Annotated in this window: 9 protein-coding genes and 3 tRNA genes; 1 reads left to right on the top strand and 11 read right to left on the bottom strand. The window is 66.1% G+C overall.

What is annotated here, in order from left to right:
- Positions 1–45 precede the first annotated feature (45 nt).
- The 4 genes from HUJ28_02985 to HUJ28_02970 are packed head-to-tail and all read right to left on the bottom strand — an operon-like array spanning position 46 to position 6,140.
- Positions 46–1,710 (bottom strand): ABC transporter ATP-binding protein, encoded by a 1,665-nt coding sequence (locus HUJ28_02985; GenBank protein MBD3618413.1) that lies wholly within the window; start codon positions 1,708–1,710, stop codon positions 46–48.
- 4 nt (positions 1,711–1,714) lie between these two features.
- Complete coding sequence (locus tag HUJ28_02980) at positions 1,715–2,890, bottom strand: ABC transporter permease (GenBank protein ID MBD3618412.1); 1,176 nt, start codon at positions 2,888–2,890, stop codon at positions 1,715–1,717.
- The gene (locus HUJ28_02975; GenBank protein ID MBD3618411.1) at positions 2,883–4,259 is read right to left on the bottom strand and encodes an ABC transporter permease; all 1,377 of its coding nucleotides are present in this window, start codon (positions 4,257–4,259) and stop codon (positions 2,883–2,885) included. Before HUJ28_02975 ends, HUJ28_02980 begins: the two co-directional genes overlap by 8 nt.
- A 9-nt stretch (positions 4,260–4,268) precedes the next feature.
- Entirely contained in the window at positions 4,269–6,140 is a 1,872-nt protein-coding gene (locus HUJ28_02970; GenBank protein MBD3618410.1) for an ABC transporter substrate-binding protein, read from the bottom strand.
- A gap of 278 nt (positions 6,141–6,418) precedes the next feature.
- Between HUJ28_02970 and HUJ28_02965 the strand changes: the two genes are divergently transcribed.
- Entirely contained in the window at positions 6,419–7,201 is a 783-nt protein-coding gene (locus HUJ28_02965) for an enoyl-ACP reductase (protein ID MBD3618409.1), read from the top strand.
- 75 nt (positions 7,202–7,276) lie between these two features.
- On the opposite strand, the gene HUJ28_02960 is transcribed toward HUJ28_02965, so the two are convergent.
- From HUJ28_02960 to lon, 7 genes are all read right to left on the bottom strand, one after another.
- Positions 7,277–8,551 (bottom strand): dicarboxylate/amino acid:cation symporter, encoded by a 1,275-nt coding sequence (locus HUJ28_02960; protein ID MBD3618408.1) that lies wholly within the window; start codon positions 8,549–8,551, stop codon positions 7,277–7,279.
- Between the two features lie 16 nt (positions 8,552–8,567).
- Complete coding sequence (locus HUJ28_02955; GenBank protein ID MBD3618407.1) at positions 8,568–10,463, bottom strand: SurA N-terminal domain-containing protein; 1,896 nt, start codon at positions 10,461–10,463, stop codon at positions 8,568–8,570.
- A gap of 145 nt (positions 10,464–10,608) precedes the next feature.
- A tRNA-Asp gene (locus HUJ28_02950) sits at positions 10,609–10,685 on the bottom strand.
- Positions 10,686–10,778: 93 nt separating this feature from the next.
- Positions 10,779–10,855 (bottom strand) — tRNA-Asp (locus HUJ28_02945).
- Between the two features lie 15 nt (positions 10,856–10,870).
- Positions 10,871–10,946 (bottom strand) — tRNA-Val (locus tag HUJ28_02940).
- A 16-nt stretch (positions 10,947–10,962) separates the two neighbouring features.
- Positions 10,963–11,235, bottom strand: coding sequence for an HU family DNA-binding protein (locus tag HUJ28_02935; protein MBD3618406.1), 273 nt, complete (start codon positions 11,233–11,235; stop codon positions 10,963–10,965).
- 290 nt (positions 11,236–11,525) lie between these two features.
- On the bottom strand, positions 11,526–13,970 hold the full coding sequence (lon, locus tag HUJ28_02930) for an endopeptidase La (GenBank protein MBD3618405.1): 2,445 nt from the start codon (positions 13,968–13,970) through the stop codon (positions 11,526–11,528).
- Positions 13,971–14,173 lie beyond the last annotated feature (203 nt).

Here is a 14,173-nt window from a genome sequence, read left to right as displayed (position 1 = left end):
CCCCGGGGCGCCTTCTGCGTTTTGGGTAGCAGCAGCCAGCCCCGGTCAGCCAGCCAGTCGGTCGCCCAGCCGCGGCACGGCAGCCAGCAGCTTCTGTGTGTAGGCATGCACCGGGCGCCCGCAGACCTGCGCCGTCGCCCCCATCTCCACGATGCGGCCATCCTTCATCACGGCCGTGATGTCGCTCAGATATTCCACCACGCCGATGTCGTGGGTAATGAAGAGCATACTCAGGCCCTGCTCCTCGCGCAGCCCGAGGAGGATCTCGAGGATCTCGGCCTGCACCGAGACGTCCAGCGCACTGGTCACCTCGTCGCAGACGATGAAGCGCGGTTCCAGCACCAGGGCGCGGGCGATGCCGATGCGCTGGCGCTGCCCGCCGGAGAACTCGTGGGGATAACGCCACAGCGAGTCCGGCTCGAGCTGCACGCGGCGCAGCACCGCCTCGGCCCGGGCGATGCGCTCGTCCTGGTCGGCGCCGATGCCATGCACCTTCATGGGCTCGGTGAGGGTCGTGGCGATATTGAGCCGGGGATTGAGCGAGGACATGGGGTCCTGGAAGATGATCTGCATGGCGCGGCGGTACGGTCGCAACGCCTTGCGCGACAGCCCCGTCACCGCCTGCCCGTCGAAGCGCACCGAACCGGCCGTGGGTTCTTCCAGGCGCAACACTGCCCGCCCCAGGGTCGTTTTGCCACAGCCCGATTCGCCCACCAGGGCAACGATCTGGCCGGGATGGACATCGAGACTCACCCCGTCCACCGCGCGCACCTGATCCACCACACGGCGGAACAGGCCCTTGCGCACCGGAAAATGCACCTCCAGGTCCTGGATCGAGAGCAGTGGCCCCGGGACCTTCGGTGTGCCCAGGGGCAGGACCGCGGTAGAAGGCCTGCGTTCGAGGTTCTCCGGCAGGGCCGCCAGCAGCTGGCGCGTGTAGGGATGGGCCGGGTGGCGTAGCAGCTCGTCCACCGCCCCCTCCTCCACCAGCTTGCCATGACGCATCACGCCCACGCGGTCGGCCATCTCCGAGACCACGCCGAAGTCGTGGGTGATGAACAGGATGCTGGTGCCGCGCCGCGCCTGCAGATCGCGCATCAGGCGCAGGATCTCCCGCTGCACGGTGACGTCCAGTGCCGTGGTGGGCTCGTCGGCGATGAGCAGATCCGGTTCGCAGGCCATGGCCATGGCGATCATCACGCGCTGGCGCTGGCCGCCGGAGAGCTGGTGGGGATAGTCGTCGATACGGCTGGCGGGGTCCGGGATCTGCACCTGCGCCAGGGCATCGATGGCGCGCGCCCGGGCCTCGGCGGCGCCGATGCCCGGGTAATGCACACGCAGGGCCTCGACCAGCTGCTCACCCACCGTGAAGACCGGATTGAGCGAGGTCATCGGCTCCTGGAAGATCATGCCGATGCGCCCGCCGCGGATACTGCGCACGCTCGTGCCCGACCGGAGCAGGTCGATGCGCTCGCGCCGGCCGTCATCGTGGCGGTAGTCGAACCAGATCTCGCCCCCGGGGTGCGAGGCGATGTCCTGCGGCAGCAGCTGGATGATGGAGAGTGCCGTCACCGACTTGCCACTGCCCGACTCGCCCACCAGGCAGTAGGTCTCGCCCGGGGCGATGGAGAAGCTCACGTCGTCCACCGCCCTGACGACACCGTCGGCGCGTTTCAGCCAGGTCCTGAGCCCCTTCACCTCCAGCAGCACGGCCTCACCTCGACTTCTTCAGATAGGGGTCGATGGCATCGCGCATCGACTCGCCGATCAGGTTGTAGGCCAGCACGGTGAGGAAGATCGCCCCGCCCGGAAACAGCGCCATCCACCAGTTGAAGGTGGAGGACTTCACGGCCTGGCTGAGCATCTGCCCCCAGGAGGGATCGTCCACCAGGCCCAGGCCGAGGAAGCTCAGCACCGCCTCGGCGAGGATGGCCGAGGCCACGCCGAAGCTCGCCGCCACCAGGATGGGGGCCACGCCATTGGGCAGGATGTGGCGAAACAGCACCGAGGTGAGCGGGATGCCCGCGGCAACGGCGGCCTGCACATAGTCCTGACGACGCAGCTTGAGGTACTCGGCACGCACATAGCGCGCATAGCCCGGCCAGGCCGTGAGCCCGATGATCACCATCATGATGTACAGGCTGCGGCCGAAGAAGGCGACGAAGGTGAGCAGCAGAAAGAGCTGCGGTATGGCCTCGAAGATCTCCACCAGGCGCATGCCGATGATGTCGACGATGCCAGAGAAGTAGCCCATCAACCCGCCGATGATCACGCCCAGCACCATGGCGATGCCGGTGGCGACGAAGCCGATGCCGAGCGCGATGCGCGAGGCATGGATCATGCGGCTGAGCACGTCGGCCCCATTCTCCTCCGTGCCCATCCAGTGGCGATGCTGCGCATGGGCCAGCGGGCCCTGCAGGCCGGTCTGTCCCACATCGCGCAGGTAGTCCTTGGGCGAGTACGGGATGGGCGCGTGCAGCACCCAGTCGTAAACCCCCGCGCGCTCGGCCTCGCGGTATTGTTCGTAGATGACGATCTGCGGCGGCTTGAGCCAGGCGCCGCCCGCCAGCCCGGCGAGCAGCACGGCAGCGAGCAGGATGAGCCCCTTGCGGTAGAGTGCCAGGTGCAGCCGCCACAGGATCAGCATGGCGAGGAAGGCGGTCAGCAGCATCACGTCACCGGCGGTGAGATGGGCGAGCACCGGGCTCTGGATGCTGCCCTCACGGCTCAGCAACCAGGGATGGCTGCTGGCGAGGAACGGTGCGAACACCGCCACACCGGCCAGCAGCAGGATCCAGGCCAGGCCGATGCGCGCCCCCCAGGCCCCCAGCACCTCGCGCGCGATGCGGGCCGAGTAGCTGCGCTGGCGCATGCGGGCCACGTCAGTCATAGCTCACCCGCGGGTCGGCCACCGCGTACAGCAGGTCGGCGATCAGATAGCCCAGCAGGGTCAGCAGGCCACTGATGAGCGTGATGGAGAGCACCAGCTCGCGATCGCGGGTCTTCACCGCCTCGACGGCCAGCTTGCCCATACCGTCGATGCTGAAGATCTGCTCCACGATGACCGAGCCGGCCAGCAGCCCCGGCAACAGGCTCGCGAACACCGTGATCAGCGGCAACAGGCTGTTGCGGAACACGTGCCGCCACAGCACCTGCGATTCGGGTACGCCCTTGGCCCGCGCGGTGCGCGCATAATCGGCCAGCAGGTTCTCCAGCACGGCGGTACGGGTGAGCTTGGCGAGGAAGGCGAAGCTGCCGTAGGCCAGGCAAACCACCGGCAGGGCCAAGTGCCACAGGCGGTCGAGCAGAAAACCCGGCACGAAACCGCCACCGCCGAGGCTGACCGCCAGGCCGATGCCGAGCAGCAGGCCGATGCTGCCCATGGCCACCACGCGCATGCCGACGTACTGCATATGGCCCACGGCCGCGGCCAGGACGCCGAGCAGCAGCGGCAGGAAGAGATAGAGGCCATCCGGGGCCCCGGCATGTGCCCGGGCCATGGCCACCCCGGCGGCAAGCCCCACGCCTCCCATCAGCAGCGCCCGGTAGCGGGCGGGCAGGCGCAGGGCGGCGGCCAGGAAGACGGCGGTGCCGACCGCGGCGCAGACGAACAGCAGCAGCACGTCAGCCAGCGAGCCCCAGTGAGGCAGGAAGGGCATGTCCAGGGCCTCGCGCCGATTGAGCCCCGCCGTGGGGAACCAGTGCCAGTGCTGGTCACTGGCGAAGAAGCCGATCATCAGCACCCCGGCCAGCATGCTGGGGATGGACCAGAGCGTCAGCAGGGTCACGCTGGACCCCACATCGAAGGCCTTGCCGCGCTGGGTGGCGGCACGCACCCCCACGGCGATGGCGATCACGTAGATCAGCGGCACCGTGAGGGCGTTGAGCAGCAGGGTGATGGGGATGCGCTCAGCCAGCAGGTCGGTGACCGGCCTGCCGTAGCGAAAGCTGGTGCCGAGATCGCTGCCCTTGAGGCCGAAGCCGGCGACCTGTCCCTCGGCGTCGAACTCGAAGCCCAGCGGCGAGACGTTGTTGAGCCAGCGCAGATACTGCAGCGGCGCCGGGTCGTCCAGGCCGTAGAGGCGGTTGTAGTAGTCCTCCAGCGCCTTGCGCGCCTCGGGTTCCAGCCCCTGCCCCTCGATCAGGGTCTGGGCACTGATGCCGCCCGGTGAGGCGGCCATGACCACGAACACGACGAGGGTGATCCCGAACAGGGTCGGGATCATCAGGAGCAGGCGGCGCAGGATATAGGTGGACACGGGCTGGGCCTAGCGCGGGTACTTCTGCTCCGGGGCGGGCACGTAGGTCTCGACCGGCAGCATCTGGAAATTGAGCCCCATACGCGTGATCTCCAGGTTGCTGAAGCGCCGATCGACGAACAGCAGTTGCTGACGTCGCATCAGGAAGGTATAGGGCTGATCCTCGTGGAGGATGCGTTCGGCGGCCTGCCACAGGGGCATGCGCGCGTCCTCGTCCACGGTGGCGCGGGCCTGGTCGATCAGCCGGTCGAGCTCGGGGTTGCGATAGCCGACGTAGTTGTCGGCCTGCCCCTCGATCTGGCTGCTGTGGAAGATCTGGTAGATGTCGGTCTCCAGTCCGCTGGTCCAGCCCAGGGTGATGGCGTCGAAGTCGCGCTTCTGGATCGCCTCGATCATCACCGACCACTCGGTGGGTTTCGGCTCGAGCAGCACCCCGGCGCGTGCGTAGATGTCCCTGAGCAGCAGTACCATGCGCTTGGTGTCCTCGCTGTCCTGGAAGAAGGTGAGCTCGAAGCGGAAGGGACGGCCCTCGGCATCCTCGATCACGCCGTCGCCGTCACGGTCGTCGTAGCCGGCCTCGCGCAGCAGGGCGCGCGCCTTCTCGATGCTGAAGCCGCGGGGTTTGAGTGCCGGATCGTGCTGCCGGCTGCGCGGATTGAAGGGGCTCACTGCCACCTCGGCATAGCCCAGGAACACCTCGTCGATGATGCGCTGGCGGTCGGTGAGCCAGGTCATGGCCTCGCGCACTCGCCGGTCGGCGAAGGGCGAGGGCCGCTCGGCACTGCCCTGGTTCCAGGCGATGTAGGAATAGCCCGAGACCGGGCTCATGTATTCGAAGTGCCGGGCGCGTGCGCTCAGGGCCGCATCGTCCAGCAGACGGCGGTATTCCAGCGGGCGGGCCGAATAGGTGTCGATGTCGCCGTTGCGGAAGGTCGTGAGCCGCGCGCTGTCGTTTTCGATGATGCGCCAGATCACCCGCTCGTAGGGCGGCTGCACCCGCCCCCAGTAGCGCGGGTTGCGCTCGAGCTCCACCAGCCCCTGGTCCGGCGTCCAGCCACGGGCGTCGCCCAGGCGGTAGGGGCCGGAGCCCAGCAGCAGCCCCTTGGACTGGTTGAAGGCCTCGGGGTTTTCCAGATAGGGGGCATAGAAGTGCTGCGGCAGCACGGCCAGCCCGCCGGCCAGCGACAGGGCGTTGAAATAGGGCTCGCGGAAGCGGAACACCACCTCGTGCGTGCCGGTGGCCGTGACCGACTCGATCTTGCTGTAATAGGCGCGCTCGCGCGGGGCGGCGATCCTCGGGTTCATGATGAAGGCAAAGGTGAAGGCGACATCGTTCGCCGTCAGCGGCTCGCCGTCCGAGAAGCGGGCCTCGGGGTGCATCTGGAAGGTGAACTCCAGGCCGTCGTCGCTGACCTGCCAGCTCCTGGCGAGCAGCCCCACCCATTCCAGGGTCTGCGGGTCGCGGGTGAGCAGGGATTCCAGGACGTGGGACTGCACCTGGGAGGCATAGGCATCGGAAGAGACCAGCGGGGTGATGGTCTGCAGTCCGGTACCGAAGGCCGTCACCACCCAGTCGCCCTCGGCATAATCGGGCTGACGTGAGGCCGCATAGGCACGATCGAAGGCGTCACCCTGCTGCGCTGCCGTCGTCTCCCCCGTCGCGCCGGCGACCACCTCGCCGCTGCGTATCCGCCGTTCCAGCTCGCCCAGCTGGCCTCGCAGGGCACGCATGTCCTGGGCCTGCTCCTGCAGGCTGTGCTCCATCGCAGCGAGCTTGAGCCACTGCCGATCCACCATGTACATGGCCACGAGCAGCAGCACGATGAGCAGGCCCAGGGTGGCGAACAGGACGAGGTCTTTCAGGGTGAACTGGCGGTCCATGTGTCTGCACTTTTTTCTTGTCGTGGCGGTGCCGGCAGGGGCACCACGGGAATCGGGCCGGCGCGGGACGGATGGCGCGGGCGCAAACCCCGAGGGTATGGAATCACCGTCGCGGGCGCAAGCGGCCCGCGGCGTTGATGCCGGCGACGGAATCCACATACAATGATCCATCAGCCGACCCGGCCGGTCAGGCGCCGGGGCATTGCCGACACCGTTCACGGACGGGTACCACAGGCCCCCTGCGCCAGAACCTTGTCGATCTTTGGAGGAATGAACCGATGGGCTTCCTGTCCGGCAAACGCGTCCTGATCGTGGGCGTGGCCAGCAACCGCTCGATCGCCTATGGCATCGCCAAGGCCATGCAGCGCGAGGGCGCCGAACTGGCGTTCACCTACCAGAACGAACGGCTCAAGGACCGCGTGGACCAGATCGCCGCCGACTGCGGCTCGGAGATCATCGTGCCCTGCGACGTCTCCAGTGACGAGCAGATCGAGGCCGTCTTCGAACACCTCGACGATTACTGGGATCACCTGGACGTCATCGTGCACTCGGTGGCCTTCGCCCCCAAGGAACAGCTCGAGGGCGACTTCCTCGACAACGTCACCCGCGAGGGCTTTCGCACCGCCCACGACGTCAGTTCCTACAGTTTCGCCGCCCTGGCCAAGGCCGGGCGCCAGATGATGCAGGGCCGCAGCGGCGCCCTGCTCACCCTGAGCTACCTGGGCGCGGTGCGTGCCGTGCCCAACTACAACGTGATGGGCCTGGCCAAGGCCAGCCTCGAGGCCAACGTGCGTTACCTGGCCTACACGCTGGGTCCGGAAGGCACCCGCGTCAACGGCATCTCCGCCGGCCCCATCCGCACCCTGGCGGCGGCCGGCATCGGCGACTTCCGCAAGATGCTGGATCACGTCGAGGCCAATGCCCCGCTGCGCCGAAACGTCACCATCGAGGATGTCGGCAACGCCGCCGCCTTCCTCTGCTCCGACCTCGCCTCCGGCATCACCGGCGAGATCACCTATGTCGACGGCGGGTTCAACACCATCGGCATGACCGGCTACTGACCGCCCGGGACATCAGACGAAAAAGGCCGCTTCGGTGACGAAGCGGTCTTTTTTTGTCCTGTTACCAGCGGCCCATCAGGCCTTGAGGATCTCCGTCTCGCCCTCGCTGCGGGCGATCACCACGGCCCCGCAGGAATCACCGAAGACGTTCACACTGGTACGCAGCATGTCGAGCACGCGATCCACGGCATAGATGAGACCGATGGCCTCCAGCGGTATGCCGAACACCGAGAGAATCACCACGATGGCGACCAGGCTTGCCGAAGGCACGCCGGCCACACCGATCGAGGTGAGCAGGGCCAGCACCACGATAAGCAGTTGCTGGGTAAGCGAGAGATCGACGCCAAAGGCCTGGGCGATGAAGATCACGGCCACGCATTCATACAGGGCCGTGCCGTCCATGTTCACCGTCGCCCCCAGCGGCAGCACGAAACTGCTCACGCGGTTGGAGACACCGGCGTTTTTTTCCACGCAGTCCATGGTGAGCGGCAGCGTGGCGGAGGAAGAGGCGGTGGAAAAGGCCGTGAGCAGGGCCGGTGCCATGGCACGGTAATGGCGCAGCGGATTGACCCGCCCGACCAGCCCCAGGATGAGCGGCATGACGATGAAGACATGCACTGCCAGGGCAAGGATCACCGTGATAGCGAACAGGGCCACCGACTGGAAGACCTCGAAGCCCGTATCCGCCACCACCTTGGCCACCAGGGCGAAGACACCGATGGGGGCAAACTTCATGACGAAGTTGGTGATCATCATCATCACGTCGAATACGTCCTGCCAGAACTGGCGCAGGGCGTCACCGCGGGGCGAGACCAGGCGGGTCATGAAGAAACCGAAGAGGAGGGCGAAGACGATGACGCCGAGCAGCTGGCCGTTGTCCGCCGCCGCCTCCACGATATTGGGCGGCAGCATGCGCTTGAAGACATCGACCACATCGGTGGCGTCCTTGCCCTCGACCTTGCTGGCGATCTCGCCTGCCACTTCCTCCGAGGCCAGTCCCAGGCTCTCCTGGGCCGGGGCCCCATCGACGATGCCCGGCTGCAGCAGATTCACCAGCAACAGACCGACAAGGATGGCCAGCGTGGAGGTGGCCAGATAATAGGCCAGTGTCTTGATCCCCAGGCGCCCGAAGCCGCCCTGTTCCCCCGCCCCGCTGATGCCGACGATGATCGAGGAGACCACCAGCGGCACGATGATCATCTTCAGGGCATTGAGAAACAGGGTGCCGACGAAGTCGAATACGGCATAGGCACGCACACCGAGAAACCGCCCCTCGTCCCCCGCCACCAGACCCGCGACGACCGCGAGTACCAGGGCAATCAGGATCTGCCAGTGCAGTTTCAGACGCATGCCGCCACCCCGTCAGCTATTCGAGGTTTTCCCGATAGATCTGGATCTCGGCGCGGGACTCCAGCGCACCGTAGAAGGCATCGAATTCGAGCGAGGCACGGGCACGCTGCTGCTCCAGGGCATAGCGGGCCTGATGCGCCTGGTCGCCGCTGCCGTCGCGCACTGCCGAGACCACGAGCAGGGCATAGTCGCCGGAGGCGAGCTGCAGACCATCCACGCTCTGCCCGTCCGTATCGGGCCGGGTGAGGGTAAAGGCACGCCGCAGCAGGGCGGGAGGCACACCCTCGGCCGCATCACGCGCAACAAAGCCCGGGCGCTCCAGCGTGGCCGGGATGCCGCGTACCGCCGCCTCGAGCGTCGCTCCCTCCTGCAGGCGGACCAGCGCCGTACGGCCAAGCTCGCGCACGCGGTCACGCGCGCCCGCTTCCACCAGCATGGCACGTGCCTCGTCCCGCACGGCCTCGAAGGGACGCGGTGCCGAAGGCTCGTGCGCCGCCACCCGCAGTACCGCCAGGCGACCGTCGGCGAGTTCCAGCAGGTCGCTGTTCTGGCCGGCATCGAGCACGCGCTGGCTGAAGGCGGTGCGACGGATCATGGCATCCGCGGCGAAACCACTGCCTTCATCCAGGGTGAACCAGTCGCTGGTCTGCAGCTCGGCGCCGATGGCGGCGGCGGCCGGCGTCAGGCTGTCCTGCTGCTCGAAGCTCGCGGTGCGCAGGCGCTCGGTGAGCACGAAGAAACGGTCCTCGGCCTCGCGCAGGCGATATTCCCTCTCGATCGCCTCGCGCACCTCGGCAAAGGGCCGCTGCTGGGCGGGCTCGATCTCGGTGACGGTGAGGATCTGCCAGCCGAGCTCGGTACGCACCGGTGCGCTGACCTGTCCCTGCTCCAGCACGAACAGCACGTCCTCGAAGGCGGGTTCCATGTCGCCACGGGCGAGGAACCCCAGATCGCCGCCGGCCTGGGCCGAAAGGCTGTCGGCAGAGGCCTCGCGAGCCACGTCGGCAAAGGACTCCCCTGCCCGGATACGCTCGACCAGCGCCTCGGCGCGGGCGCGGGCCGCTTCCGCGTCACCCTCTTCCACCGGTACGAGGATGTGGGCCGCGCGCCGGGTCTCCGGCGTGATGTAGGCATCCAGATTGGACTGATAGTAGGCACGCAGGTCTTCTTCGGTGGCCGCCACCTCCTCGCGCAGGCGCTGCTCGTCGAGGATGACGTAGTCGATGCGTACGCGCTCCGGGCTCATGAAGGCCTGCGGATTGGCCTCATAATAGGCGCGGATCTCGGCCTCGTCCGGCTCGAATCCGGCGCGGAACTGCTCCAGCGAAATCAGGGCATAGGTCAACTCGCGCTCCTGGCGCTTGAGGCGCACCAAGTCGTCACGCACGGCCGGCGTGACGAAGGCCGTTTCCGCCACGCCCTGTCGCAGCTGCTCCATGCGCAGCTGCTCACGCACCGAGGCCTCGTAGCTGCCCTTGGCAATCTGCTGCTGCTTGAGGATGTTCTCGTAGCGCTGGGGGCTGAAGCGTCCTTCTTCCTGGAAGAAGGGTTGGCTGCGGATGTGGGCCAGCACCTCGGCATCACTCACGGCAAAGCCGTAGGTCGCCAGCATCTGCTCGATGAGCTTGCGGGCGATGGCCGATTCCAGGGCCCGCTCGCGGATCATCTCGTCGCTCACCAGGTCGGCAGGCAGCTGGCCGCCGAACATCTGGCGCAGGTTCTCGCGCTCGGTCTGTACGATGTTACGGAACTCGCGCTGGGTAATGATCTCGCCGTTGACCTCGGCGACATAACGCTCACCCCCGCCACCGATATAGGAGTGAATACCCCAGAGGGCGAAGGTCAGGATCAGCAGGCCGAAGATGACATAGGCAATCCAGCCCTTGGCGAGATCGTGTATACGTAACAGCATGTGTGGGCAATCCGTGTTGTCTGGTTGTTTCGCGAGACGAAAGCCGGATGATACCGGATTTTGGCTATCATGACCGCGTCACGGGCAAGAAATCCAGGGACGAAAAAAAACGCCCCTTCCATGCGGAAGAGGCGTTTTTCGAAGATGGCGGAGCGGACGGGACTCGAACCCGCGACCCCCGGCGTGACAGGCCGGTATTCTAACCAGCTGAACTACCGCTCCAGAGTGTTTGTATCCAGCACGTGGGGTAACGTGCGATGCCCGACTTCCCTGCGGGCAAAGAATAAGGGCGCGCCAGGCGCCCTTAATCCATCTTGGCGGAGCGGACGGGACTCGAACCCGCGACCCCCGGCGTGACAGGCCGGTATTCTAACCAGCTGAACTACCGCTCCTAAACCTTTTTTCTTTGGTGGGTGCTGAGAGGCTCGAACTCCCGACATTCGCCTTGTAAGGGCGACGCTCTACCAACTGAGCTAAGCACCCGCGCCGAGAAAGGGCGCTAGTTTACGGCATCCTTCAGGGCTTTGCCAGCCTTGAAGCTCGGAACTTTCGATGCCGGGATCTGGATGCTTTCGCCGGTGCGCGGGTTGCGACCGGTGCGCGCATCACGGGAACGCACGAGGAAGGTGCCAAAGCCCACGATGGTGACCTGGTCGTCGCCCTTCATGGCGGTGGTCACGGCCTCGATGAAACCGTCCAGTGCACGGCCGGCATCGGCCTTGGACAGATTGGCATTGCTCGCGATCGCATCAATCAGTTCGGATTTGTTCATTATCGGTTCCTTTAGTCTTGTAATCGATTTTTCAGGGCCACGTGCGTGGCAGGTACTCGAATCGTCCAGCGCCGCCGGGTGCACAGTCCCGGACCGGACAGGCGGACGAATGTCTCGCGGTGGATAGTGAGTTGTTCCCCAAGCCAACCTCGCCGGTAGTACGGCGAAAAAGCCCGGTCTTTATACCAAGCGCCTTCGAAAGCTGTCAACAAAGCCCCCGTGACGCAAACCGCGAAAAACAAGGGCCCTGGCGCTGCCAGGGCCCCGATCGGGATGACGGTCACACCCGCTCAATGATGGCGGACACCGCCCTTTTTGGCACTCTTCGCGGCCTTTTCCTTGCGCACCGGCGCATCCTTGACCACGTCCTCGGTACGCGGCTCCGGCATGCGGGCCAGGGCGATCTCCAGGACCTGGTCGATCCACTTTACCGGCCGGATGTCGAGCTTTTCCTTGATGTTCTCCGGAATTTCCGCCAGATCCTTCTCGTTTTCCTCCGGGATCACGACCGTGGTGATGCCGCCGCGATGGGCCGCCAGCAGCTTTTCCTTGAGCCCGCCGATGGGCAGCACCTCGCCACGCAGCGTGATCTCGCCGGTCATCGCCACCTCGGCGCGCACCGGGATGCCGGTGATGGCCGAGACCAGTGCCGTGCACATGCCGATACCGGCACTCGGGCCGTCCTTGGGCGTGGCGCCCTCGGGCACGTGGAAGTGGATGTCGTGCTTGTCGAAGTAGTCGTCGGCAATGCCCAGCACCGCCGCGCGCGAGCGCACCACCGTGCGGGCCGCCTGGATCGACTCCTTCATCACGTCGCCCAGCTGGCCGGTGAGGATCGGCGGCTGCCCCTTCCCCGGCATGGTGGTCACCTCGATGGTGAGCAGCTCGCCACCGACCTCGGTCCAGGCCAGACCGGTCACCTGGCCGACCTGGTCCTTGTCCTCGGCGCGGCCATAACGGAAGCGCTGCACCCCCAGGTAGTCGTTGATGTTGTCGGCGGTGATGACGATCTTGTCCTTGCTGTGATCCAGCAGCTGGTTCTTCACCACCTTGCGACACAGCTTGGAGATCTCGCGCTCCAGGCTGCGCACGCCCGCCTCGCGAGTGTAGTGGCGGATGATGGAACGCACCGCATCCTCGGTGATCTCCAGCTCGCCTTCCTTCACGCCGTTGTTCTTGACCTGCTTGGGCACGAGGTAGCGCATGGCGATGTTCGCCTTCTCGTCCTCGGTGTAGCCCGGCAGACGAATCACCTCCATGCGGTCCAGCAGCGGCCCCGGGATGTTCATGCTGTTGGCCGTGGCCACGAACATCACGTCGGAGAGGTCGAAATCCACCTCCAGGTAGTGATCGCCAAAGGTGTGGTTCTGTTCGGGGTCCAGCACCTCGAGCAGGGCCGAGGCGGGATCGCCGCGGAAATCCATCGCCATCTTGTCGATTTCATCGAGCAGAAACAGCGGGTTACGCACGCCCACCTTGGACAGGTTCTGGACGATCTTGCCCGGCAGCGCACCGATGTAGGTGCGGCGGTGACCGCGGATCTCGGCCTCGTCCCGCACGCCACCCAGGGCCATGCGGGTGAACTTGCGGTTGGTGGCGCGGGCGATGGAACGCCCCAGCGAGGTCTTGCCCACACCGGGCGGCCCGACCAGGCACAGGATCGGCCCCTTGAGCTTCTTCACGCGCTGCTGCACGGCGAGGTACTCGAGGATGCGCTCCTTGACCTTCTCCAGGCCATAGTGATCCTCGTCCAGCACCGCCTGGGCGCGGGACAGGTCGTGTCGCACCTTGGTCTTCTTCTTCCACGGCACGCCCACCAGCCAGTCGACGTAGTTGCGCACCACGGTGGCCTCGGCCGACATGGGCGACATCATCTTCAGCTTGTTGAGCTCGGCGGTGGCCTTGGCCTTCACGTCCTTGGGCATGCCCACGGTCTCGATCTTGCGGGCCAGCTCCTCGAGCTCGTTGGGGCCCTCTTCCATGTCGCCGAGTTCCTTCTGAATGGCCTTCATCTGCTCATTCAGGTAGTACTCGCGCTGGCTCTTCTCCATCTGCTGCTTGACGCGGCCGCGGATGCGCTTCTCGATCTGCAGCAGGTCGATCTCGCCCTCGATCAGGCCCATCAGGTGCTCGAGCCGGTCGCGCACGCTCTCGATCTCGAGGACCTTCTGCTTCTCCTCGATCTTGAGCGACATGTGCGCGGCGATGGTGTCGGCCAGGCGTGCCGGGTCCTCGATACCGGCCAGGGAGGTGAGGATCTCCGGCGGCACCTTCTTGTTCAGTTTCACGTACTGGTCGAAGAGATTCATCACCGAACGCGACAGCACCTCGACCTCGCGCTCGTCCTCGCCCAGGCCGGCCGGCAGCACGCTCAGCTCGGCGGCGAAGTAGTCGTCGACCTCGATCAGCCGGTCGATGCGCGCGCGGTCGCCCCCCTCCACCAGCACCTTGATGGTGCCGTCCGGGAGCTTGAGCAGCTGCAGGATGGTGGACAGGGTGCCGATGCGATGGACCTCGTCCGGACCCGGGTCGTCGACCTCGGCGCTCTGCTGGGCGACCAGCAGGATCTGCTTGTCGCTGGCCATGGCGGCGTCCAGCGCCTTGATGGATTTTTCCCGTCCCACGAACAGCGGTATCACCATGTGGGGATAGACCACGACGTCGCGCAGGGGCAGCACCGGCACCTGGCCGGTGGCGGCGGTCGTGGTTTCGGGGGTATTGGTCTGGTCAGTCATGCAATGTCCTCATCAAGACGTGAGGTGAATCCGGGCGGCCGCCGACGACGCATCGTCGCGGGGCCGGATGGTCAGGCACGTCGTCATATCGAACCGGGATCGGTATGGGCCCTGGCCTCCGGGTGGAGACATGTCCCATAAGATGGGGCCGACAGACGTCATTTCAAGCCGGCGCAGGAGAACGCCGGGCGGCCCGACCCGCC

The sequence above is a fragment of the Chromatiales bacterium genome (assembly GCA_014762505.1).
GTDB lineage: Bacteria > Pseudomonadota > Gammaproteobacteria > SpSt-1174 > SpSt-1174 > SpSt-1174.
The sequence above is the reverse complement of the archived record's forward strand: the minus strand, read 5'-3'. Positions and strand labels throughout refer to the sequence as shown.